Here is a 23384-nt window from a genome sequence, read left to right as displayed (position 1 = left end):
ACGGATGGCTCCGCGTCGGGCGACGTTCCTCGCCACCACGCGGAGCCATCCGTCGTCATCAGACCCTGTCAGCTCTCATCCTTGCTGCCGTCGTCGTTCGGGTCCGGCGCTCACCCGCCGAGGTTCGGGTTCGCCGCCCGCTCCACCGCGGGCAGCGGCCAGCAGCGCTGCGCACCGTAGCTCCCGCCCTTCGGGTACTGCGTGCCCGTCGCGGGATCGAGCGTCAGGTTGCCGCGCCGCTCGTCGAACCACCGCGTCCCCTGCAGGAACAGCTCGCGGCGTCGCTCCTCGTAGACGGTCGCCTGGAAGCTCGCCGCCTCCGCGGCGGTGAGCGCGGGCAGCGCCACGCCCGCGCGCGCCCGCAGCGCGTTGAGCGTCGCGACACCCTGTGCCGCGCCCTGCGCTTCGGCCAGGATCAGCTGCGCCTCGACGCCCGTCGCGATCGGCAGCGACGCCGTCAGCGACGCGTACTTGTTCTGCGTCCAGAGCTGGTTGATCTGGTCCCCCGCGAGGCGGTTCTGGTTCGTGACGCGCACGCGCGGATCCGGCGCGCCCGCGACCGTGAGCGTGCGGTACGGCGTCGCGATGGTGACGCCGGTGTTCGACGCGTTGTTCTGCGCGAAGACGCGGTTGTTGCGCCGGCCGCTGTTGTTGTCCGCCGTCGCGTTCAGCACGAACGACACCGGCACCGTCGCCGCGTCGCTCGCCGCGCCCGCGGTGTTCCCCTTGCCGAGGCGCGCGCGCGCCCGCCCGACGGACGCACCGTAGCGCACCGTCGAATCCGCGGCCGTCACGAGCCCCAGCGCCGTCGTGAAGCGCGCCTCGGCCGAGTCGAGCAGCTGCGCCGTCGTCAGCTCCGGTCCCAGGTTCACCGCCGCCGTGCAGAAGCCCTCGGCCAGCAGCAGGTACGAGTAGCCCGCGTACAGCGCCGCCGTCGCGCGCAGGCGCGCCCGGTTGGGCACCTCGGCGTCCGTCCACTCCCCCAGCTTCTGGAGCGCCTGGTCCGTGGTGTAGCGCGCGGTGCTGATGGGCGTGTAGACGCCGATCGCCTCGCACCCGAAGGTCGAGTAGTGCGCGTCCGCCGGCAGCACCTCGCGGCGGTCGTACGACCAGCGCGAGGCGGTCTGCGAGGCGTCGTACAGCTCGCCCGACGCGAGGCCGCTCGCGACGACGTACGCGCCGTACGCGCACTCGAAGTCGGCGATCGCGCTCGCGACCAGCAGCGGCGCGTTCTGCGGCACCAGGAACGCCGTCTCGCCCAGGCGGCTGGGCGTCGTCGCCGTCAGCAGGCGATCCACCGTGTCGCTGCAGCCCGCGGCGGCGGCGCAGAGCCACGCCAGCGCCGCCGCCCGCGCGACGCCGCGCACACCGGAGCGCCGCCGCGCGGCGCGATGCATGTGAGGCGTCATGGTCAGAAGGAGAAGTTGAGGGTCGCGACCACCGAGCGCGTCTGCGGGAGCACGTTCTGCTCCCACTGCCCGAACTGGCCGCCGCGCGAGCCGCCGTTGAACGACGCCTCGGGCTCCAGCCCCGTGTAGTCGGTCCACAGCGCGAGGTTGCGGCCGGCGACCGTGATGCCCGCGTTCGTGCCGCCGAAGCGCTGCGCCAGCGCGCGCGGGAACGTGTACGTCACCGACAGCTCGCGGAACCGCGTGAAGTTCGCGTCGCGGATGAGGTGGAAGGTGTACGCGGTACCCGCCTGCTCGGCGGCGAGCAGCACCTTGTCCTGCACCTCGTCGGGGTAGTACAGGTCGCGGCACAGCGCGAACGCGCCGCAGCGCACGCGCAGGTTGCCATCCAGCTTCTTGTAGCCGCCGCGATAGTCGAAGAACGCGTTCACGCGCCAGTTCTCGAGGAACGAGAGCCCGGCGGTGAACGATCCCTCCTTCGTCGGCACCGTGTTGCCGAGGAAGACGCGCGGCGCCGTCGCGCAGTCCGTCGAGCCGCCCTTCCCGTCGTCGCAGCGCAGGTTGGTCGCACGCTTCGTGGTCGCATTGTAGTCCGCGCTCACGATCCGGCGGTCCCACCACGCGCCCGGCGCGTAGCCCACCACGTGCTGCACGTTGCTCGTCAGCGAAACCGTCTGCGCGGGGCCGAGCGACTTGATCTCGTACTTGTTCGCGCTGCCGTTGAGGCCCAGATCGAGCGTCACCAGGCGCGAGCGGATCGGCTGCGCGCGCAGCACCCACTCGAAGCCGTCGCGGTCCACGCGTCCGGCGTTGAACAGCTGGAAGCCCGGGAAGCCGATCGAGGGCGGCGCCTGGCGCGACAGGATCGCGTCGCGCGTGGTGCCCGCGTAGTACGTCAGCTCGAAGCCGTAGCGGTCGTCCAGCAGCCCGCCGTCGAGGCCCAGCTCCAGCTCCGTGCTCTTCTCGGGGCCCAGCTCCGTGTTGCCGACGTTGCTGGGCGTCAGGAAGCCGCCGCTCGCCGTGTACGTGCGGATGGCGTCGAACGCGCCCGGCTGCAAGCCGCTGCCGCCGTAGGCGCCGCGCAGCCGCAGCGTGCTGAACGCCTTCGGGATGCTCAGCGCGGGCTCCTCGCTGACGACGTACGAGGCGCTCACCTTCGGATACGTGACGGCCGGATAGTCCGTGCCGAAGGCCGAGTTGTCGTCGCGCCGCACGGCGCCGGTGACGAACAGGCGGTCGTTCCAGATCAGCTGCTGCTGCACGAAGCCGCCGAGCGTGTTGTTGTCGAACAGGCTGTCACCGTCCAGCCGCTGGACCGCGGCCGCCGACAGCGCCAGGATGCCCGACGCGGGGAAGCCCGTCGCCGACATCGCGCGTCCGCGCGTGCGCCGGCCGTAGTACTGGCCGCCCGCCGACGTCACGCCCGCCAGGCCGCTGGCGATCGTGTACTTCGCGTTGAACGCGTAGTCCGCCGTGACGTTGGCGACGTTGCGCGTGCCCACGGCGAGCGAGCCCTGCGTCGTGCCGCCCACCTCGGAGAACGCGGCGTAGGTGGCGAACAGCGTCTCGTTGCGCGGCGCCTGCGTCTGGTTGTCCTCCACCAGCCGGTCGATGCCGAGGATCAGCCGGTGGTCCAGCCACGACGCCGGCCGGTTGGTCACCTGCAGGCTGCTCGTGAAGCGGTCCGCGTCCTGGAAGATGTTGTACGCGGCGTAGTAGATGTCGGGCGGCCCGCTGCGGAAGCCGAGCTGCGCGTTGTTCGCGTTGCGCCCGCTGTACAGGAAGGACGGCGACGAGAAGTAGGTCGCCCACGTCGCGCCGCCGCCGCCGGACTCGTACGGCAGGTAGGTCCGCCCGGTCACGAACGCCGACGACGCCGTGACGTCCACGGTGCGGCTCGGCGACGCCGAGACGTTGGCGCGGAAGTTCGTCCGCTGGAGACGGTTCGCGCGCTCGACGCCGGTCGCCTCCTCGCGGTTCAGGCCCACGTAATAGCGCAGCGCGGCCGTGCCGCCGCTGACGTTGGCCTGGTAGTCCTGCTGCCGTCCGGCGCGGAAGATGTCGTGGCCGAAGTGCGCGTTGAGCGAGTCGTTCAGCTGCGCGATCGTGATCGACACGGTGTCCAGCGCGGTCGTCGAGCCCGCGCGCGGCACGGTGCCGTAGTTCACGTAGCCGTAGCCGTCCTTCCAGCCGGGCAGCCAGCTGCTGCCCTGCCGCACGGTGAAGTTCCAACCGGGCCGGCCGGCGGCGCCCTTCTTCGTGATGATCTGGATGACGCCGTTCGACGCCTCGGTGCCGTAGAGCGTCGCGGCGGCCGGTCCCTTGATGACCTCGATGCTCTCGATGTCGTCGGGATCGAAGTCGTTCCACCGCGACACGGACGCGGAGCCGAACGCCTGGTTGGTGGGGCCGCTCGCCTGCGCGTTGTCGACGCGGATGCCGTCGACGTAGATCAGCGGGTCGTTGGCGAGCGAGAGCGACGACGCGCCGCGCACGCGGATGCGCGAGCCGGTGCCCACCTGCCCGGAGCTGCCGATGACGCTGACGCCGGACGCGCGCCCGGTCAGCAGGTCGGAGAAGTTGCGCACCGGCTGCGTCGCGGTGACCTCGGCGACGTTGACGGTCGAGACCGCGTTGCCGATCGCGCGGCGCTCCTGCACGCCGGCGGTGCCGGTGACGACGACCTGGCTCAGCTCCAGCGCGCGCTCGCGCAGCGTCACGCGCACGTCGGTGGCGCCCACCCGCGCGGTCACCGTGGCCGGCTGGTAGCCGATGCGCCGCACCGTCAGGCGCACCTCGGTGCCGGTGAGGCCGGCGACCCGGAAGCGTCCGTTGGCGTCGGTCGCGGCGCCGTTGGTGGTGCCCTCGACCGACACCTGCGCGTCGGGGAGCGGCCGCTGCGTGCCCTCCGCCACGACGACGCCGGTGATGATGCCCTGTGTCGCCTGTGCGGCGGCCTCGCCCGGCACCGCCAGCAGGCCGACGAGCGCGGCCGGTGGGCCGGCGGCGGCGAGCGCGAGGAGCGCTGCGGCGACCGGGGAGATGTGGCCGGACTGCTTCCCGGCCGGGGACGCGAACGGAGAACGCATCGCGTGCCTCCTGCAAATGGGACCAGCGGGCAGCCGCCGACGTCCGGGGGGCACCGGCGACGAACGAACGCACACAGCGTGGCCTACATGCATCTGGACCCGAGCAGCACGCCCGCGGGTCACCCCGTCCAGCGTGCGGAACCGCCCTCGAACAACGCGGCAACGTTACCCCCACCGGCCGGACGCCGACAGGGCGCGCCCCTCCGCCGTGGAAGGACGCGCCCTGTCGGATCGGGCCGCCGGGACCGGCCCGGCTCAGCCCGTGCTCACTTGAACGCGCTGTGCCCCGTGATCGCCTGGCCGAGGATGAGCGAGTGGACGTCGTGCGTCCCCTCGTACGTGTACACGCTCTCCAGGTTGGCCATGTGGCGCATCGACGCGTACTCGGCCAGGATCCCGTTGCCGCCGAGCAGGCGGCGCGCCTCGCGCGCGATGTCGGTCGCGATGTTGACGTTGTTCCGCTTGGCCAGCGACACCATCTGCGGCGTGAACGTCCCCAGGTCCTTGCAGCGGCCCAGGTGCAGCGACAGCAGCTGCCCCTTCACGATCTCCGTCAGCATGTCGGCCAGGCGCACCTGCTGGATCTGGAACGCGCCGATCGGCTTGTCGAACATGACGCGGTTCTTCGAGTAGGACACGGCCTCCTCGAAGCACGCGATGGCGGCGCCGAGCGCGCCCCACGAGATGCCGTAGCGCGCCTGCGTCAGGCACATCAGCGGCGACTTGAGCCCGCCCGACTTCGGCAGGATCGCGTCGGCCGGCAGCTTCACGTCCTCGAGGATCAGCTCGGACGTGTCCGACGCGCGCAGCGACAGCTTCCCCTTCTGGTCGCGCGCGCGGAAGCCCGGCGTGTCGGTCGGGACGACGAAGCCGCGGATGGTGCGCTCGTCGCCGACCTCGGTCTCGCCGTGGCGGACGGTCTTGGCCCAGACGACCGAGACGTGCGCCTGCGAGCCGTTGGTGATCCACATCTTGGCGCCGTTCAGCACCCACGACCCGTCGGCCTGCTCGCGCGCGACGGTGATCATGCCCGCGGGGTTCGAGCCGTAGTCCGGCTCGGTGAGCCCGAAGCAGCCGATCACCTCGCCCGTGGCCATCTTCGGCAGCCAGTGGCGCTTCTGCTCCTCGCTGCCGAAGGCGTAGATCGGGTACATCACGAGCGCGCCCTGCACCGACGCGAACGAGCGGATGCCCGAGTCGCCGCGCTCGAGCTCCTGCATGATGAGCCCGTACTGCACGTTGTTGAGCCCCGCGCAGCCGTACTCCTCGGGCAGGTTGGCGCCGAACACGCCCAGCTCGCCCATCTCGGCGATCAGGTGCTTCGGGAAGGTGCCCTCGACGTAGTGCTTGCCGATGATCGGCAGGACCTTCTCGTCGACGAAGCGGCGCACCGAGTCGCGGACGGCGCGCTCCTCCTCGGTGAGCCCGGCGTCGATGTTGAACAGGTCGCCCTCGCGCGGCGTGAGCTGCGGCGACGGCAGGTAGGACTCGTGGGGAGCGATCTCAGTAGCCATGGGAGTCGGGTTCGGAGACCCACGAATCTAACAGCCCTTCCTCGTTCAGGTTACGAGCCTTCGGGTGCAGGCGGGTTTCTCGCGCACGGCGCGGGCGGCGGGACGGGCTTCGGCTCCCGGCGATCGCGGCCGCTGCGGAGCCCCGACGGCGCGTTGCGCGTCGGGTCTCCTTGCTGCGATCGAGGTCGCCTGCGCCCGCCCCACCGCCCGCGCCTCCGGGGGTCAGCGCCGGAGCCGGCGACTCTAGCCGCTTCGTGCGCGCAGGCCAGTTCGAGGGTCCCGAACTTTGGCGCACGCGCTCAACGGCGGCGGTGCGCGCCCTCCATCACGCCGCGCAATCGGCGACACCGGCAGCCCGCGCGACGGAGGGCGAGCCGCCGCGTGGATCGCGGTCCTCGGATGCCGCGCCCGCCTGCGAGGAGGCTCGAGCTACGACCGTCGAGCGGACGACGACGCTAGGGGGGCGGGGGTGCCGGGGGCGGTCGCCGAGCGAGTCCCGAGCAACGCGAGGGATGTTTCGCGGCAGAGGAGACCAGCCGCGCGTAGCGCGGGCGGGGCTCCGACCCGCGAAATACCGAGCCGGCGACCGCCCCCGGCACCCCCGCCCCACGCGCCAAAACCCGCCCGACAACCCCGAACCCGAAACCCTACTCCTCTCGGGCAGCCCGCAACCCGATCGCCGCAGCGGCCGGCGGTGGCGCCGCCCTCTGTCTGCGGGGCAGCACGTGACGACGGGCGGACGGCGTGATCCCCACCTCGCGGGCTTTCTTGCGGAACGTCGCCCCGTGATCGATCGCGTGCCCCGCCTCGTCCTGCCACTGGTGCACCATCTCGTGCAGGAGCGTGTGCAGCGCCTCTTCCCACCCGTGCCGCCGGATGTGCTCGCGGCCGATCACGATCTCCGCCGGGTCGCCCGTCGGCGTCGCGGCCGTGTAGTGCCCGAGGCGGGTACGCATGCGGCTCGAGAGGCGGATCGGCACCGCGCGCAGCCGCGCGCCGAAGTAGACGCGGTTGTAGTGCGCGTGGAAGCGCTTCAGCTGCGCGACCACCGGCTCGTCCTCGGCCTTCGTGCGCTCGGGGCGGCGCACCGCGGCCGGGCGCGCGATCTGGTGCGCGAGGATCGCCTCCCGTGCGCGGCGCCGCTCGGCGCGCGTGCGCCCGCACACGAAGCCGACGATCGCGCGCAGCACCTCGGGCGGCGCGTCGAGGTAGCCCTCGTGCACGCGCAACTCGCCCTGGCTGAAGCTGACCATCACCGTGCGGTTGCGCGTCAGCCGCACCCGCTCGATGCCGCGCAGGCCGAGGCGCACGAGCGCCGCCTGCAGCCGCGCCGCGGCCTCGGCGCTGCTGCGCCGTCCCCGCTCGACCGGCGTCACGTCGGTCGTCACGAGCGGGCCCGACGTGCGCGGCGGCGCCGGCGCCGCCGGCAGCGGCGGGGCCGCCGGCAGGTCGAGCGGCAGCGCGAGCTGTCCCGCGCCCTCGCCGCCCGCGCGGCGTCGGCGATGGGCTTCCGTCATCCGCTCCACCCAGCCGGTCAGCGATCGAAGCAGTGGCGGGGCCCCGGCAGGAACCGCTGTCCCTCGGCCGACCACACGAGCGTCGTGATCTCGATCGTCTCGCCCGTGAGCGTGATCGCGTTCGCCGACGACGGCCGCCCGCCCCGCGAGCGGCTCGACACCGTGCCCGCGGTCGAGATGACCGTGCCCTTCTTCGTGTGCTCCACGAAGTGGATCGCCTCCTGATGGTCGTGCCCGCACAGCACCAGGTCCACGCCGATCTCGGCGAACGCGCCGAGCACCTTGCGCGTGTTCTTGAGGCCGTGGCGCTGCGAGAGCTCGCCCTTGACCGGGTTGTGGTGCATGACGATCACGCGCGCGTCGGTGGACGGCGAGCGCGCGAACTCGGCGGCCGCGTGCTCGATCTGCGCGCGGCGGATGTGCCCGATGATCGAGATGTCGCGCACGTTCCACGTCAGCGTCTGCGGGAGCACGCCCTGGGCCGTGTTGAGGCCGACGAACGTGGCGCCCGGCACGCGCAGCACCGGCTCGATCTCCGCCTGCACGTGCGCGCGCCAGTTCTCGTACAGCGCCTCGTCCGCGCCGATGCCGAGCGGCGCGCGCCACCACATCACGTCGTGGTTGCCCGGCACGACGATCGTGCGGCTGACGCGCTGGGCGTCGCGCAGGAAGACCGCCGCGCGCTGGAACTCGCCCGCGCGCGCGCGCTGCGACAGGTCGCCCGACACCGCGACCACGTCGAACGGCCGGTCGTTCACCAGCGACTCGAGCGCGGCGATGTGCGCGGGCACCATCGGGCGCCCGAAGTGCAGGTCGGAGACGTGGAGGACGGTCAGCATCGCGTCACGCGCCGCGTCAGCCGCGGATCCTCGCCACCAGCGCGTCCGTGAACTCCGTCGTCCCGGCCGTGCCGCCCAGGTCGCGCGTGCGCACCTCGCCGTCCTGGATCTGCGCCACGAAGGCGTCGCGCACGCGCTTCGCGATGTCCGGCTGCTGCATGTGCTCGAGCATCATGCACGCCGCGAGGATCAGCGCGCCCGGGTTCGCGATGTCCTTGCCCGCGATGTCCGGCGCCGTCCCGTGCACCGCCTCGAAGATCGCGGCGTTCGTGCCGATGTTCGCGCCCGGCGCCAGCCCGAGGCCGCCCACCAGGCCCGAGATCAGGTCCGAGAGGATGTCGCCGAACATGTTCGTCGTCACGATGACGTCGAAGCGGTTCGGGTCCATCACGAGGTTCATCGCCATCGCGTCGATGATGCGCTCGTCCATCGCGACGCGCCCCTCGTACTCCTTCGCGATCTGGCGGCCCACGTCCAGGAACAGCCCCTGCGAGAACTTGAGGATGTTCGCCTTGTGGACGATCGTCACCTTCTTGCGGCCGTGGCGCACCGCGTACTCGAACGCGTAGCGCAGGATCCGCTCCGAGCCGCTGCGCGTGATGAGCGCCACGCTCTCCGCGGCCGCCTGCGGATCGCCGCCGCTCGGCACGTAGTGCTCGATGCCGACGTACAGCCCCTCGGTGTTCTCGCGCACCAGCACGAGGTCGATGTCGTCGTAGTGCCGCTTGGAGTGCACGAGCGACTGCGCGGGGCGCACGTTCGCGTACAGGTCGAACTCCTTGCGCAGCGCGACGTTCACCGAGCGGAAGCCCTTCCCCACCGGCGTCTCGAGCGGCCCCTTGAGCGCCAGCTTCGTACGGCGGATCGAGGCGAGCGTCGGCTCGGGGATCGGATCGCCGTGCTGCGCGACGCCGGCCTGGCCGGCGACCTGGACGTCCCACTCGATGTCCGCGCCCGCGGCCTCGAGGACGCGGACGGTGGCGTCGGCGATGCTGGGACCGATCCCGTCGCCGGGAATCAGGGTGACTGGCGTGGGCATGTCGAGCGGACGGTGAGGCGCCGCGACGCGGCGCAGACGGATCGGATGTCGGCGAGGCCGGGGTCGCCGTCGGCGCGCGTCGTGCCGCGCCGCCGGGCGTCCCGCGCGCCGGAAGCTAATCGGAGGCGACCGACGCGTTCCAGACCACGCCCACGCCGCGGCGCCGGGGTTGACGATGAGCGTCCCCGCATCCATAAAGCGCGCCTGCACGCGCGCCGCCCCGCCCTCCTCCCTCCTGCCACGCCTGCATGCCCCGCATGCCCACGCTGCTCCGCGCCCTCGTCTGGCTCGCCGTCGCCGTCACGGGCGCGTTCGCGTTCGCGGTCCTCGGGCTGCGCCGCGGCGAATCGGTCAACGCCGCCTGGCTCGTGGTCGCCGCGGTCTGCACGTACCTCGTCGCCTACCGCTTCTACGCGCGGCTCATCGCGTCGCGCGTGTTCGCCCTCGACCGCGCCCGCCCCACGCCCGCGGTGCGGCTGAACGACGGCCGCGACTACGTGCCGACGAACCGTTGGGTCGTCTTCGGCCACCACTTCGCCGCCATCGCCGGCCCCGGGCCGCTCGTCGGCCCCACGCTGGCCGCGCAGTTCGGCTACCTCCCCGGCGCGCTCTGGCTCATCGTCGGCGTCGCGATCGGCGGCGCGGTGCAGGACTTCGTCATCCTCGCCTCCAGCATCCGCCGCGACGGCAAGTCGCTCGGCCAGATGGCGCGCGAGGAGATCGGACCCGTCGCCGGCTTCACCGCGCTCGTCGCGGTGCTCGGCATCATGGTCGTGCTGATCTCCGTCATCGCGCTCGTCGTCGTCAACGCGCTCGGCCAGAGCCCGTGGGGCACCGTCACCGTCGGCCTCACGATCCCGATCGCGCTGCTGATGGGCGGCTACCTGCGCTGGCTCCGGCCCGGTCGCGTGCTGGAGGCGACGGCGATGGGGCTCGTGCTGCTGGTCGGCGCGCTCTACGCCGGCCAGTGGGTCGCCGCGCAGCCCGCGCTGGCGCACACGTTCACGCTCCAGCGCACGACGCTCGCCTGGCTCGTGATGGCCTACGGCTTCGCGGCGTCCGTGCTCCCGGTCTGGCTGCTGCTCGCGCCGCGAGACTACCTGTCGGCCTTCGTGAAGATCGGCGTCGTCGTCGCCCTCGCCGCCGGCATCCTGATCGTCCTCCCGCCGCTCGCCATGCCCGCCGTCACGCGCTTCGTGGACGGCACGGGCCCGGTGTTCGCCGGCAAGGTCTTCCCGTTCGTCTTCATCACGATCGCCTGCGGCGCGATCTCGGGCTTCCACGCGCTCATCGCCTCGGGCACGACGCCCAAGCTGCTGGAGCGCGAGGACGACGCGCGACTCGTTGGCTACGGCGCGATGCTCACCGAGTCGCTGGTCGCGGTGATGGCGCTCGTCGGCGCCTGCGTGCTCACGCCGGGCGTCTACTTCGCCATCAACGCGCCCGCGGGCGTCATCGGCACGACGGCGGCCGCCGCGGCGGCCAAGATCGCGACCTGGGGCTTCGTCGTCACGCCCCTGGAGCTGGAGACGCTCGCGCGCCAGGTCGGCGAGCACTCGCTGCTCTCCCGCACGGGCGGCGCGCCGTCGCTGGCGGTGGGCATGGCGCACCTCTTCTCGCGCGCCCTCGGCGGCGAGGGCGCGATGGCGCTCTGGTACCACTTCGCCATCATGTTCGAGGCGCTGTTCATCCTCACGACGCTCGACGCGGGGACGCGCGTCGGCCGCTTCATGCTGCAGGACCTCGGCAAGCACGTCTGGGCGCCGCTCGGCCGCGTCGCGTGGACGCCGGCCGTCGTGCTCACGAGCGCGGTGTTCGTCGCCATGTGGGGCTACTTCCTCTACCAGGGCGTCACCGATCCCCTCGGCGGCATCAACTCGCTCTGGCCGCTGTTCGGCATCGCCAACCAGCTGCTGGCCGCCGTCGCGCTCTGCGTCGGCACGACGATCGTCGTGAAGATGGGCAAGGCACGCTGGGCGTTCGTCACCCTCCTGCCGCTCGCGTGGCTCGTCGTCGTCACGTTCTCGACCGGCCTCACGAAGATCTTCTCGGCCGACCCGCGCCTGGGGTTCCTGGCGCACGCGCGGGTCTTCGAGACGGCGCTGGCCGCCGGCACGCTGCCCGCCGGCGCGAAGTCGATGGAGGCCGCGCGCGCGATGGTCTTCAACGACCGCCTCGACGCCGCCGTCGCGGGCTTCTTCCTGGTCGCCGTGCTCGTGATCCTCGCCGACTCGGCGCGCGAATGGATCGCCGTGCTCGTGGGCCGCAAGCCGGCGCGCTCCACCGAGGTCCCGTACGAGCCGACCGTCGCGGTCGCCGGCGACTGACGCCGGCGACCGCCGTCACGCGAGCTTCAGCGCGCGCTTGCCGCGCGTCCGCGCGACGCGCGGCACCAGCATCGCCTCCGCCGCCACCGGATCGAGCGGCCCGGAGAAGAGGAAGCCCTGCCCGAACGCGCACCCCGCGTCGCGCAGGGCGATGCGCTGGTCCTCGTCCTCGACGCCCTCGGCGATGGTGCGCAGCGACAGCGCGCGCCCCAGCGCGACGATCGTGCGCGCCAGCGCGGCCTGCGAGCCGCTGCCGCGCCGCAGGCCGGCGACGAAGCTCTTGTCGATCTTGAGCGTGTCGATCGGGAACGCCTGCAGGTAGCCGAGCGCGGAGTAGCCGGTGCCGAAGTCGTCGACGGCGAGGCGCACGCCGGCGTCGCGCAGCGCCAGGAACCGCTCGCGCGCCAGCTCTGGCCGGTCGAGCAGCACGCTCTCGGTGATCTCCAGCAGGAGCTGCGCGGCGTCGAAGCCGGTCTCGGCGAGCACCTCCAGCACCCCGTCGACGAAGCCGGGCTCGTAGACCTGCCGCGCGGACACGTTCACCGTCAGGGTGAGCGGCTCCTGACCGGCGCCGACGCGCGCGGCGTTCCACCCGGCGACGCGGCGACAGGCCTCCTGCATCACCCACGCGCCGATCGACGTGATGAGCCCCGTCTCCTCGGCCACCGGCACGAAGTCCGCGGGCTTCATCGAGCCCCGCGTCGGATGCTCCCAGCGCACCAGCGCCTCGACGCCGATGACGGTCGCGTCCTGCAGCGTCACGATCGGCTGGTACGAGATCGCCAGCTCCTCGCGCTCCAGTGCGGCCCGCAGGTCGGCCTCCAGCGCCAGCCGCGCGACGGCCTCGGCGTGCATCGACGGCTCGAAGAACGCGAACCGCCCCTTGCCGCCGGCCTTCGCGCGGTACATCGCCAGGTCCGCGTCGCGCAGCATCGCGTCCGCGCGCTCGACGACGGCAGCGCGCGTCGGCGGCGCGCCGGCGTCCGCGCCCTCCAGCGGCGCCGGGCGCGCGATGCCGATGCTCGTGCCGACGACTGCCTCCGCCGTGCCCAGCACGAACGGCGTGCGCAGCGAGGTGAGGATCCGCTCCGCGACCGCGGTCGCATCCGCGTCCGAGCGCGCGTTCTCCAGCAGCACCGCGAACTCGTCGCCGCCGAGGCGCGTCACGAGGTCGCAGCCGCGCGTGGCGTTCAGCAGGCGCTTCGACACCTCGCACAGCAGCTCGTCGCCCGCAGCGTGGCCGAGCGAGTCGTTGACGCGCTTGAAGCCGTCGAGGTCCAGCACCATCACGGCCACCGCGTCGGTGTCGGCGGCCGAGAGCACCTGCGCGAGCCGCTCGTGCAGCCGCGCGCGGTTGGCGAGCCCCGTCAGCGGGTCGTGGTGCGCCTGGTGCGCGAACGCCTCGCGCGAGCAGCGCAGCTCGGCCACCAGCGTGACGTTGTGGATGGCGGTCGTCGCGAGGTGGGCGAGCACCTCGCTGACTTCCAGGTCCGCCTCGGAGTACGCGTCGTCGCGCTCGTTGTGCAGCGCCAGCACGCCCAGCATGCCGTCCGCCGTCTCCAGCGGCGCGAGGAGCACGCTGCCCGACCGGCGCTCGCCCTCGCTGCCGCGGCGCGCGGAGAGCCGCAGCGCCGTGCGGCGCTCGAGGACGAGCTTCCCGAGCCGCTCCTCGACCAGCGCCGGATCGGAGGCGCCGAGCGGCTGCCAGCAGTCGGACGCCTCGTCGTGCATCGCGAGCGAGAACGCGTCGAACTCGATCACCTGGCGGCAGGCGTCGCGCAGCACGTCGTGCAGCGCCGCCAGCGAATCCGCCGCGAGCACGCCGGCCGCCGCGTTGGCGACCGCGCGCATGCGCGCCGCGGTACCCTGGGCCTCGCTCTGCGCGATCCACAGGCGCGCCTCGCTCTCGCGCAGCGCCTCGCGGGCGCGCTCGTGCCCGGCGACCTCCGCCTCGTGCTGCGCGATCACGGTCTCCAGCGCCGCCACGCTCTGGCCGAGCGTCTCCGCCGTGCGATTGAAGCTCGCCGCGAGCAGGCCGAGGTCGTCGGGCGAGCGCTCGGGCAGCCGCACGGTGAAGTCGCCGCGCTCCAGCGCCGACAGCGCCGCGCGCGCCCGGCGCGTGCGGACGGTGTTGATCGCCGGCGCGAGCGTCGTCAGCCAGCCCACGCCCGCGAGCGCGGCCGCCTCGACGAGGATGAGTCCCGTCGACAGCGGGAAGCCGAGGATCTGCGAGCTGGAGTAGCGCGCGAGCGGATGGAGGACCGCGACGATCGCGAGCAGCGTGCGCGCGAGCTCGGGGAAGCCGAGCGCATAGCCGCCGATCACCATCACGTAGAACGGCAGCGCACCGTAGCCGGCGATGCCCGCGACGGCCGCCATGCCGGCGAGCCCGAACGCGTCGACGATCAGCAGACGCCAGACGTCGTTGGGCGTGTACCGGTCGGCGTTCAGGCGCAGCGACGCGATCGCGTTGGCCACGCCGACGAGCGCGGGGACGGTGATCACCAGCTGCCACGGCGCGGCGCTGATGTCGAACACCGCATCCCCGAGCGCGAGCACCATCCCCAACGTCGCCAGCGACCATCGCATGTTGATCGACTGGCGGTGTCGCGCGCGCAGCACCATCGCGCGCTCGACCGGCTCCAGTCCGTCGGCGTTGTGGGTCGGCACGGGTCTCGGCAGGCGGTGACTCGCGACGCCATGGGCGCGCGGGGCGACGACGTCCCGTCGGCGGGAAGCCGCGGGGCGCCATCAGGAGGACCTCGACCCACGCGCCATGCTCGGCGGGAAGGCTCCGTCAGGAGTTTCGGCCGCGGAAGACTGCGACTTGAGCCGCCTCGCCCCCCACAGGCGTCCCGGACGGACCGCGCCCTCGCGTCAGCCGTCCCGGTGCACGCGGCCACGCCCGGCCGCCTTGGCCGCGTAGAGCGCGGCATCGGCGCGCGCGAACCACTCGGCCGCCGTCTCGTCCTGCCGCAGCGCGGCGACGCCGGCCGAGACGGTGATCGACGCGGTCTCCTCGTCGGGCGACGGCGCCTCGGGCGACGGCGCCTCGGGCGACGGCGCCTCCGGCGACGGCGCCACGGCGGCGACGAGCCGCTCGGCCAGCCGCCGCGCTTCGTCGGGCGCCACGTCGCGCAGGAGCACCGCGAACTCGTCGCCGCCGATGCGCGCGACGACGTCGGTGCGCCGCATGAAGATCCGCGCGAGGTGCGACGCGACGCGCTGCAGCGCGGCGTCTCCCGCGGCGTGCCCGTCACGGTCGTTCAGCTGCTTCAACAGGTCGACGTCGATCAGCAGGAGGCACACGCGCTGCCCCCACAGGCCGTGCAGCGCCGCCGCGTGGTCCAGCGCGGCGTCGAACGCGCGCCGGTTGCCGAGTCCCGTCAGCGGATCGGTCGCGCCCTCGCGGCGCGCCTCCTCCAGCGCGGCGCCGAGCTTCGAGATCTCCTCGCCCAGCTGCGCGATCTGCTGCTCGCGCTCGCGCTCGCGCTGCGCGATCACCGTTCCCAGCTCACCCACCGCGGCCAGCGCCGCGTCGCGGAGCGTCTCGGGGCTCGCGTCGCTCACCGCGGCGTGCAGCCGACGCGCGACCGACGCGGATGCGCGGCCGGCCGCCGCCTCGGCGCCCATCGCCTGGTGGAGGCCCTGCACGAGCGTCCACACGGTGCCGCGCAGGTCGTCCAGCGCGCGGGCGACGTACGCGTGCTCCGCCTGCCGCTCCGCGGTCGCGAAGCGCGCGGCGCCTTCCCAGTCGCGTGCCGCCAGGCCGCCGCCGCGCGTCGCGCCTCCCTCCGCGCCGTCCTCCATGGGATGGCCCAGCCCCGTCGTCAGGTGCCGGCGCCACAGGTCGGCCTGGTGCCGCGCCGCCGCGGCGGGACGCACGTCGCTGTCGTGCGCGTACTGCCCGACCAGCTGCACGAGCGTCCCCAGCGTGTCCAGCATCCGTCCGACCGTGGCGTCGTCGTTCGCTGCCGCGTCGCGCCGGGCGGGCTGCTCGGCGGCCTGCGGCGCGACGTAGGGCGGGACGGGAGCCGGCGCGACGGGAGCCGGCGGGGCGGCGGGCGGCGCGCTGCGGTGGAACCACTGCTTGACGAGCGACACGAGCGGCGAGGACGTGGTGAGGACGCGCCGTGACGGGCGTGTCACCCGGCGCACCGCGCATACGACGATGCAGGGGCGGACGGAGAAACGCCGTGAGCCGCGCTCCCCACCGCTGTGGCGCGCGTCGTGTGTCAGCGCGGCGACTTGCGCCCGTGCGGTGTGGCCGCGTCATTGGTGCCATGCCTGCCGCGACGCCCTTCCTCGGAGCCACGCTCGCGCGCGTGCGCGAGGTGCTGCACGCGGTGCTCGGCGTTCCGGACTACGAGCGCTACGTGCGTCACCTGCGCGCGCACCATCCCGAGTGCGCCGTGCCGACGCGCCAGGAGTTCGAGCGCGAGCGGCTCGCCGCGCGCTACGAGCGTCCCGGCTCGCGCTGCTGCTGACCCGCGGGCACCGTCAGCACGAGCAGCAGCGACGCGACCAGCGCGAGGGCCGCGCCCGTGAGGAAGGCCGCGGGAGCGCCGCGGCGATCCCAGATCACGCCGAACACCAGCGACGCCGGCAGCGCCGCCAGCCCCACCGTCAGGTGGTACCAGCCGAACGCGGTCCCGCGCGCGTGCGGCTCCACGAGGTCGGCGACGAGCGCCTTCTCCGCGCCCTCGGTGAGCCCGAAGAAGAGGCCGTACACGCCGACCAGTGCCCACACGTGCCAGGCGGCGGCGGCGAACGCGAAGCCTGCGTACACGCACGCGTAGAGCAGCCAGCCGGCGACGATCGTCGGCTTGCGGCCCAGGCGGTCCGACAGCGCGCCGCCGGGCGTGCTCGACGCCGACTTCACGACGTGCAGCGCGGCCCACAGGATCGGGATCAGCGCGACGGGCACGCCCAGCTGCGTCGCGCGCAGCACGAGGAACGCGTCGGTCGAGTTGCCGAGCGTGAACACGAGCACCGCCGCCAGCATCGCCCCGAGCGAGCGGCTCGCGGGACGCGTGCTCGCTTCGACAGATGCGACGACGCGCGGCGCCGCCGGCTCCTCGCGCACTGCGAGCACGAGCACCAGCACGGCCAGCGCCGCGGGCACCGCCGCGAGCCAGAACACGGTGCGCAGCGACAGCCCCACCCAGCCGAGCAGCACGAACGCGACGAGCGGCCCGATCACCGCGCCCAGGTGGTCGGCGGCGCGGTGGAAGCCGAACGCGCGGCCGCGCACCTCCGGCGGCACCGCGGCGGCGAGCAGCGCGTCGCGCGGCGCGCTGCGCAGCCCCTTCCCCACCCGGTCGGCGAGGCGCACGGCGAGCACCTGCCCGGCGCCGCTCGCGATCGCCACCAGCGGCCGCGCCGTCGAGGCGAGCAGGTAGCCCGCCACCACGAGCGGCTTGCGACGCGGCAGCCGGTCCGACCACCACCCGCTGGCCAGCTTCAGCAGCGACGCGGTCGACTCGGCTGCACCCTCGATGGTGCCGACCATGCTGGCCGACGCGCCGAGCGCGCCCGTCAGGAAGATCGGCAGCAGCGGCGCGATCATCTCGCTCGACGCGTCCGTCAGCAGGCTGACGGCGGCCAGCGACACGACCGTGCGGCCGAGCCACGCGGGTCGGCGGCCGGGAGGCGTCGCGGCCGGCGCGTCCTGCGGGGCGGTCGGAGCGGATACGGGTGGCATGGGCGGTTGGTGTGAATGTAGCGGTGGGCGTCGCCGACCCTTGCGGCGTCCGACCGGCGGCCCCAATTCCCTGCACATGCCACTGCTCTCCTCCGCGCCCACGGCTGCGTCCGACGTCGCGCGCGTGCACGACGCGCTCGCGCGCGCCCGCGCGCGACTCGTCGCGCGCGACGCGGTCACGGTACGCGACCAGGTGACGCTCGCCGAGATCCCGGCGCCGACGGGAGAGGAGGAGGAGCGCGGCGCGTGGGTCGCCCGCCGCTTCCGCGCGCTCGGCCTGGCCGACGTGCGGGTGGACGCCGCCGGCAACGTCGTCGGCCGTCGGCCGGGCGAGGACCGATCGGAAGACGCGCCGCGCGTCGCGGTGTGCGCGCACCTCGACACGGTGTTCCCGCGCGAGACGCCGCTGCAGGTGCGGCACGAGGGTCGGCGACTCGTCGGCCCGGGGATCGGCGACAACGGGCGCGGGCTCACGGCGATGCTCGCGCTGGCCGAGACGTTCGACGGCGTGCAGCTGCGCACGCGCCACGCGATCGAGTTCGTCGCGACGACGGGCGAGGAGGGGCTGGGCGACCTGCGCGGCGCGAAGCGCTACTTCGCGGAGACGCCGAACGTGGTCGCAGCTGTCGCGCTGGACGGCGCGGGCGACGAGCGCATCGTGCACCGCGCGGTCGGCTCGCGTCGCTTCCGCGTGACGTTCGCGGGCCCGGGTGGCCACAGCTGGGCAGCGTTCGGCGTGCCGAACGCGGTGCACGCCGCGGCGCGCGCGGCGGCGGCGATCGCGGCGCTGCCGCTCGACGACTCGCCGCGCGTCACCGTCTCGGTGGGGCGCATCGGCGGCGGCATCTGCGTCAACGCGATTCCGGCGGACGCGTGGCTGGAGGTCGACCTGCGCTCGACGTCCGGCGCGATGCTCGACCGCTACGAGCAGTCGATCCGCCGCGCCGTGCACGGCGCCGCGTACGAGGAGAACGTGATCCGCGCCGAGGGGACGCCAGCGCTGACGATGCGCGTCGAGGTCATCGGTGACCGGCCGGGCGGCGAGCTGGCGGCGGAGGCGCCGCTGGTCGCGGGCGCCGTCGCGATGACGCGGCTGGTCGGCCGCGTCCCGGAGCTCGGCGCCGCGTCCACGGACGCGAACGTGCCGCTCGGCCGCGGCGTGCCGGCGATCGCGATCGGTGCGGGCGGGCGTGGCGGCGACGCGCACACGCCCGCCGAATGGTTCGAGAACGCCGAGGGCGCCGTGGGGCTCGCGCGCGCGCTCGGCATCGTCGCGCTGGCCGCGGAGCTGGTCGGCGCCGCGTAGCGCATCAGGCGGTCCGGCGGCGGCGCGCGACCAGCCCGAGCACGCCGAGCCCGCTCGCCAGCAGCACGTACGTCGAAGGCTCGGGGACGACGCTGGCCACCTGCTGCGTGGTGCCGATCGTCATGTCGTCGAAGCCGAACACGTCGCCGGACGCCGTGCTGCGGAACTCGACGCGCGTGAACGGGCTCGCCGTGTCGATCAGGCCGAAGAAGAGCAGGTTGCCGTTGGGCAGCGCGGTGCGCGACGCGTCGTACGGCACCTGCACGTCGCGCGTGCCCCCGGCCGCGAGCGTGAAGCGGAGGATCAGGTTCGAGAAGTTGTCGCCGAGGTCGCGCCCGTAGAAGCCGAAGGCGGCGATCGGGTTGGCGAAGGCGATGCTGAAGGCGCTGCTCGCGCCGCCCGTCGTCACGAGGTAGTAGTGCGCGCCCGACACCGGCCCCGCGCCCGAGCTGGGCGACGTCTCCACCGAGCCCGAGCCCGTGAGCGTCGCCGTGCCCGCGCCCGGGAAGTTGAGCGCCACCGGGGCGCGCGTGTTGTCGGGGATCCCCTCGAAGGTCTCGGTGCCGACGCCCGCGGTGAGCGCGGCGAGGAAGTCCGAGCGCGCCTGCGTGATCGCGGCATTCTGGGTGCCGAGGTTGCTCTGACCGTAGTAGACGGTCTGGGCGGCGGCGGGCGCGGCGACGATGGCGCTCGCGGCAACGGCGAGCGCGGCGCGGGCAGCGGGACGGGAGAGGATCGACATGGCACTCCGAGCGGTGGTGAGGCGGCCGCGCCGGCAGGGCCGCGGCGATTGCGCCGGAATGTCGTGAACGATTCGTCATGCAACATGGTGCAGGTGCACCAGCTGCCGGGCGCCCGAACGCGCGGACGGGGGCGGTGCCGGTACGGCGCCGCCCCCGTCCGGGCCAGCCCGCGCGGCGCTCAGGCGCTCGCCCGCACCTCCGCGTGGTCGCCGATCGTGACGCTGCCCGCGAAGCCCTCCAGCTTCACCGCGTCGCCGATGATCGAGCCGTGCAGGCGCGAGCCGAGCACGCGCGACTGCGCGCCGACGATCGAGTCGCGCAGCGTGGAGCCCTCGATCGTGGAGCCGGCGCTGATCGAGACGTTCGGGCCGACCGTGGAGTTCGTGATCGTCACGCCCTCCTCGATGTAGACCGGATCGACGATCGTCGCGCTGGCGTCGATGGTGCCGGGACGGCGCGCGCGGCCCTTCTCGAGCATGACGCGGTTCGTGTCGAGCAGCGTCTCGATCTGGCCGGCGTCGTACCAGCCGGCGACGTCGACGACCTTGATCTTCGCGCCCTTGTCGATCATGTACTGGAACGCGTCGGTCAGATAGTACTCGCCCTTGTTCTTGGGCTGCGTGAGGACGTGGTCGATGCCCTCGTAGAGCAGCTGCCAGTTCCGGATGTAGTACAGGCCGATGTTGGCGCGCTTCGAGATCGGCGTCGACGGCTTCTCGACGATCTTCGTCATGTGGCCGTCGGCATCGGTGACCACCACGCCGAAGCGCTGGTAGTCCTCGACCTCCTTCGTCCAGATGATGCCGTCGGCGTCGGTGTCGTGCACGATCGACAGGTCGGCGTCGAAGATCGTGTCGACGAAGATGATCAGCACCGGCTGGTCGACGTAGGGGCGCGCGAGGTTCACCGCGCCCGCCGTGCCGTCCTGCACCGACTGTTCGACGAACACCGCGGGCAGGCCGATGTCGCGGCGCGCGTGCTCCTCGACCTTCTCCTTCAGGTGCCCGGTCACGTAGACCACCTGCTCCACGTCGCCCAGGCGCTTCACGTCGTCCATGACGTAGTCCATCACCGGCTTGCCGGCGATGCGCAGCATGGGCTTGGGCGTGACGTGCGTGTGCGGGCGCAGGCGCGTGCCTTTGCCGGCGAGCGGGATGATGACTTTCATGGGAGGGTCGGTAGGGGAGCGTGACGGCGCGGCGCAAAGCTCGCGGCCAGCTCGCGGGCGTGCAAGATCCGTGTCACGCTCGTGCTCCCCTGCCCTCGTACATCCGGGCGCGTCAGGCGCGTCAGGGCGCGTTCGTCCCCTCGCGGCCGTAGCGGTCCTTGATCCGCACGACGTCGTCCAGCTCCGGCGTGCTCACCTCGAGGACGTCGCAGTCGGTCACCGCCTCCATGTAGTGCACGGTGCCCGGCGTGATGCGGAACGCGTCTCCCGCCTGGAGCCGCTGGTCCTCCAGCGGCGCGTCGCCGAGCGCGACCCAGTAGCGCAGCTCCCCCGACAGCAGGTACACCGTCTCGTCCTTGCGCTCGTGGTACTGCACGGAGAGCTGCTCCCCCGCCTTCACGTGCAGGATCTTCCCGCAGTAGCGGTCGGTGTGCGCCCAGATGATCTCGTGCCCCCAGGGCTTGGGGACGCGCTTGACGTCGATGCGGCCGCTCATGTCTGTCGTGAGAGGGCGCCGGCGTGGGGCCGGCGACGCGGAGCCCCGCGAACGCCGGACGACGGCGCGCGCGGGGCGAGAGCTACAGCACGAAATATCGACGCGCGGGGCCGGGCGAGGCAACGCGCCGCGCCCGGGTCATGGCCCATTCTGGGGCCGCTCAGGGCGCCGCGAGCGTCGGCGCCGGGATGCGCACGACCGCCGGGGCCGGGCCGTCCGGCGCCACGGTGAAGGTGTAGAAGCGCGCCGTCGGTGCGCCCGCCGCCCCGCGCGGATCGAGCCGCACCTCCAGCGGCCGCTCGGCCACGCGGAGCTCGATGGACTGGCTGTCGCGCGCGGCGTCGCCCTGCACCAGCGTCCACCCCGACTCGGTGCGCACGCCGACCGAGATCGGGTGCCGGTACGCACCCGCGCGCACGAGCGTGCCCCGCACCTGCCAGCCGCCGCCCGTCTCGCGCACGGCGACGTCGCGCAGCGCGTAGTCCACGACGCCGACGCCGTGCACCCACTGCGTGAAGAACCATCCGAGGTCGCGACCGGCCGCGCGCTCCGCGCTCGCGCGCATCGCCGCCTCGTCCACGTGGCGGTTGGCCCAGCGCGCGTAGTAGTCGTTGAGGAAGCGCGCGAACGCCGCGTCGCCGATCGCGTCGCGCAGCGTCGCGTACATCAGCTCCGCGCGCGTGTAGACGGCGTTGTTGTAGACGTTGAAGTCCGCGAACAGGTCGCCGCGCGTGCCGATCGGCTGCGCGGCGCCCCGCGTCACGAGGCGCGCCTGCCGCACGATCGTGCTGTTGAGCTGCCGGCGCATCGACGCGCGCTGCGCATCTGTGGGCGCGGGACCGACGGGCGGCGCCTCACGCGCCGCCAGCGCCTGCGCGGTCGCGCCGGTGGCCCACGACGTCTGGTACGACGTCAGCCCCTCGTCCATCCACCCGCTCTGCCACTCGTTGTTGCCGAGGATGCCGAACGCGAAGTTGTGCCCGCCCTCGTGGAGGATCAGCCCCTGCGACGCGCTCCCGTTCATCTGCATCATCGGGAACTCGGTGCCGCCGCCGTCGATGCGGTGCAGCACGGTCATCTGCGGGTACGCGTACGTGCCGAACGCGCGCTCCAGCCAGCCGAGCGCGGCGACCGTGCGCTGCACCACGCGTCCGCCGCCCCACGTCGTGTCGTCCGCCGCCTGGAAGAGCGCATGCACCGCCACGGTGTCCCACCCCGTCGGGCGACCCGCGGGCGCGCGGCGCACGTACGCGCCGCCCTCGTAGCGGTAGTCGGGCGACGTGGACCACGCGAAGTGGTGAACGTCGCGCGCCACGAAGCGCACGGCCCGATGGCCCGCGGGCACGGAGTCGGCCGTCGATGCCGGCAGCGCGCCGTAGGCCGTACGCGCGAGCACCGGCGCCGCGCCGCCGCGAGACGCACGCGCCCAGCCGGGATCACCGGCCACGGGCACACCGGTCGCGCCCACGACCTGGTCCTCCGCCAGCACGAGCGTCACGTCGAACGAGCCGTACTCGCCGTAGAACTCACCGGCCGGCACGAGCGCGTGCGGCTGCCACCCGCCGCGATCGTAGACGGCGACCTTGGGATACCACTGCGCGAAGTCGTAGTGGCGGCCGCGCCGCCCCTGCCGCCGCGCCACCGTCGAGGGCCGCGCCTCCCAGGCGAACGTCGCGACGAGCGAGTCGCGCGGCGCCAGCGGCCGCGGGAGCACGAGCCGCACGACGGTGCTGTCGGGCGCGCCCGGGTACTCCGCGCGCACCGGCGTCGGAGCCTGTCCCGAGCCAGGCGAGGGATCGATCGTCGGCGTCGCGGTGAAGCGCTCGTACGCGTACGCGGGCTCCGGCAGCCGCTGGAAGCGCAGCCGCCCCTCCTTCTCGTCGGTCGCGCTCCACTTGGAGCCGGGGCGGAAGGCGTTCAGGTGCTGGTGCACGAACAGCTCGCGCAGCGTGTCGGGCGACGCGTTGACGTACGTCAGCCGCGCGGTCGCGACCACGGCCTGCTTCGGCTCGTCGAGCCGCGCGACGATGCGGTAGTCGGCGCGCTGCTGCCAGTAGCCGACGGTGTCGCCGTTCGCCGGCGAGGTGCGCGACGGCGCGGCGGGCTTCCCCGCGAACGTCTGCGAGAGGTCGGGCACCGGCGACGACGCCGGGAGCTGCTGGAGCGCGAGGAGGAGCGGGAGGGCGGCGAGCATCGAGTCCGGGTTCTGGTCGGCGCAATCTACCCGGCCGGC

At 73.4% G+C, this 23384-nt stretch carries 16 protein-coding genes; 3 read left to right on the top strand and 13 right to left on the bottom strand.

What is annotated here, in order from left to right:
• Window positions 1-110 precede the first annotated feature (110 nt).
• The 6 genes from rosag_RS22235 to rosag_RS22210 all read right to left on the bottom strand — a co-directional run bounded on the left by rosag_RS22235 (window position 111) and on the right by rosag_RS22210 (window position 9407).
• Window positions 111-1409, bottom strand: coding sequence for a RagB/SusD family nutrient uptake outer membrane protein (locus rosag_RS22235; protein WP_284352378.1), 1299 nt, complete (start codon window positions 1407-1409; stop codon window positions 111-113).
• Window positions 1410-1411: 2 nt separating this feature from the next.
• On the bottom strand, window positions 1412-4498 hold the full coding sequence (locus rosag_RS22230) for a SusC/RagA family TonB-linked outer membrane protein (protein ID WP_284352377.1): 3087 nt from the start codon (window positions 4496-4498) through the stop codon (window positions 1412-1414).
• Window positions 4499-4764: 266 nt separating this feature from the next.
• A complete protein-coding gene (locus rosag_RS22225) occupies window positions 4765-6012 on the bottom strand; it encodes an acyl-CoA dehydrogenase family protein (protein WP_284352376.1) in 1248 nt (415 codons plus the stop codon).
• A 647-nt stretch (window positions 6013-6659) separates the two neighbouring features.
• The gene (locus rosag_RS22220; protein ID WP_284352375.1) at window positions 6660-7529 is read right to left on the bottom strand and encodes a SprT-like domain-containing protein; all 870 of its coding nucleotides are present in this window, start codon (window positions 7527-7529) and stop codon (window positions 6660-6662) included.
• 17 nt (window positions 7530-7546) lie between these two features.
• Window positions 7547-8368 (bottom strand): metallophosphoesterase family protein, encoded by an 822-nt coding sequence (locus tag rosag_RS22215; protein WP_284352374.1) that lies wholly within the window; start codon window positions 8366-8368, stop codon window positions 7547-7549.
• Between the two features lie 16 nt (window positions 8369-8384).
• Window positions 8385-9407 (bottom strand): isocitrate/isopropylmalate dehydrogenase family protein, encoded by a 1023-nt coding sequence (locus tag rosag_RS22210; protein ID WP_284352373.1) that lies wholly within the window; start codon window positions 9405-9407, stop codon window positions 8385-8387.
• 257 nt (window positions 9408-9664) lie between these two features.
• On the opposite strand from rosag_RS22210, the gene rosag_RS22205 reads away from it, so the two are divergent.
• Window positions 9665-11734 carry a carbon starvation CstA family protein gene (locus tag rosag_RS22205; RefSeq protein WP_284352372.1) on the top strand — a complete coding sequence of 690 codons (2070 nt, stop codon included), beginning with the start codon at window positions 9665-9667 and terminating at the stop codon, window positions 11732-11734.
• 15 nt (window positions 11735-11749) lie between these two features.
• Here rosag_RS22205 and rosag_RS22200 read toward each other — a convergent pair whose 3' ends face one another.
• Together rosag_RS22200 and rosag_RS22195 are read right to left on the bottom strand one after the other, a co-directional pair.
• Window positions 11750-14404, bottom strand: coding sequence for an EAL domain-containing protein (locus tag rosag_RS22200; RefSeq protein WP_284352371.1), 2655 nt, complete (start codon window positions 14402-14404; stop codon window positions 11750-11752).
• A 207-nt stretch (window positions 14405-14611) separates the two neighbouring features.
• Complete coding sequence (locus rosag_RS22195; RefSeq protein WP_284352370.1) at window positions 14612-15838, bottom strand: GGDEF domain-containing protein; 1227 nt, start codon at window positions 15836-15838, stop codon at window positions 14612-14614.
• A 179-nt stretch (window positions 15839-16017) separates the two neighbouring features.
• On the opposite strand from rosag_RS22195, the gene rosag_RS22190 reads away from it, so the two are divergent.
• Window positions 16018-16221 carry a YbdD/YjiX family protein gene (locus rosag_RS22190; RefSeq protein WP_284352369.1) on the top strand — a complete coding sequence of 68 codons (204 nt, stop codon included), beginning with the start codon at window positions 16018-16020 and terminating at the stop codon, window positions 16219-16221.
• Here the strand turns inward: rosag_RS22190 and rosag_RS22185 are convergent.
• On the bottom strand, window positions 16191-17438 hold the full coding sequence (locus rosag_RS22185; RefSeq protein WP_284352368.1) for an MFS transporter: 1248 nt from the start codon (window positions 17436-17438) through the stop codon (window positions 16191-16193). The genes rosag_RS22190 and rosag_RS22185 overlap by 31 nt on opposite strands.
• A 76-nt stretch (window positions 17439-17514) precedes the next feature.
• On the opposite strand from rosag_RS22185, the gene rosag_RS22180 reads away from it, so the two are divergent.
• Window positions 17515-18744, top strand: coding sequence for a M20/M25/M40 family metallo-hydrolase (locus rosag_RS22180; RefSeq protein ID WP_284352367.1), 1230 nt, complete (start codon window positions 17515-17517; stop codon window positions 18742-18744).
• A gap of 4 nt (window positions 18745-18748) precedes the next feature.
• Here the strand turns inward: rosag_RS22180 and rosag_RS22175 are convergent, their stop codons facing one another.
• The 4 genes from rosag_RS22175 to rosag_RS22160 form a co-directional block, all read right to left on the bottom strand.
• Window positions 18749-19486, bottom strand: a complete 738-nt coding sequence (locus rosag_RS22175) for a PEP-CTERM sorting domain-containing protein (protein ID WP_284352366.1) — start codon at window positions 19484-19486, stop codon at window positions 18749-18751.
• A 179-nt stretch (window positions 19487-19665) separates the two neighbouring features.
• Window positions 19666-20655: a sugar phosphate nucleotidyltransferase gene (locus tag rosag_RS22170; RefSeq protein WP_284352365.1), complete on the bottom strand. Its 990-nt coding sequence runs from the start codon at window positions 20653-20655 to the stop codon at window positions 19666-19668.
• 121 nt (window positions 20656-20776) lie between these two features.
• Window positions 20777-21151, bottom strand: a complete 375-nt coding sequence (locus rosag_RS22165; protein WP_284352364.1) for a cupin domain-containing protein — start codon at window positions 21149-21151, stop codon at window positions 20777-20779.
• A 160-nt stretch (window positions 21152-21311) separates the two neighbouring features.
• Window positions 21312-23345, bottom strand: coding sequence for a M1 family metallopeptidase (locus rosag_RS22160; protein WP_284352363.1), 2034 nt, complete (start codon window positions 23343-23345; stop codon window positions 21312-21314).
• Between the last annotated feature and the right edge of the window lie 39 nt (window positions 23346-23384).

Origin of the sequence: Roseisolibacter agri, assembly GCF_030159095.1 — a bacterium.
Taxonomy (GTDB): domain Bacteria; phylum Gemmatimonadota; class Gemmatimonadetes; order Gemmatimonadales; family Gemmatimonadaceae; genus Roseisolibacter; species Roseisolibacter agri.
This window is presented reverse-complemented; position numbering and strand designations above follow the sequence as displayed.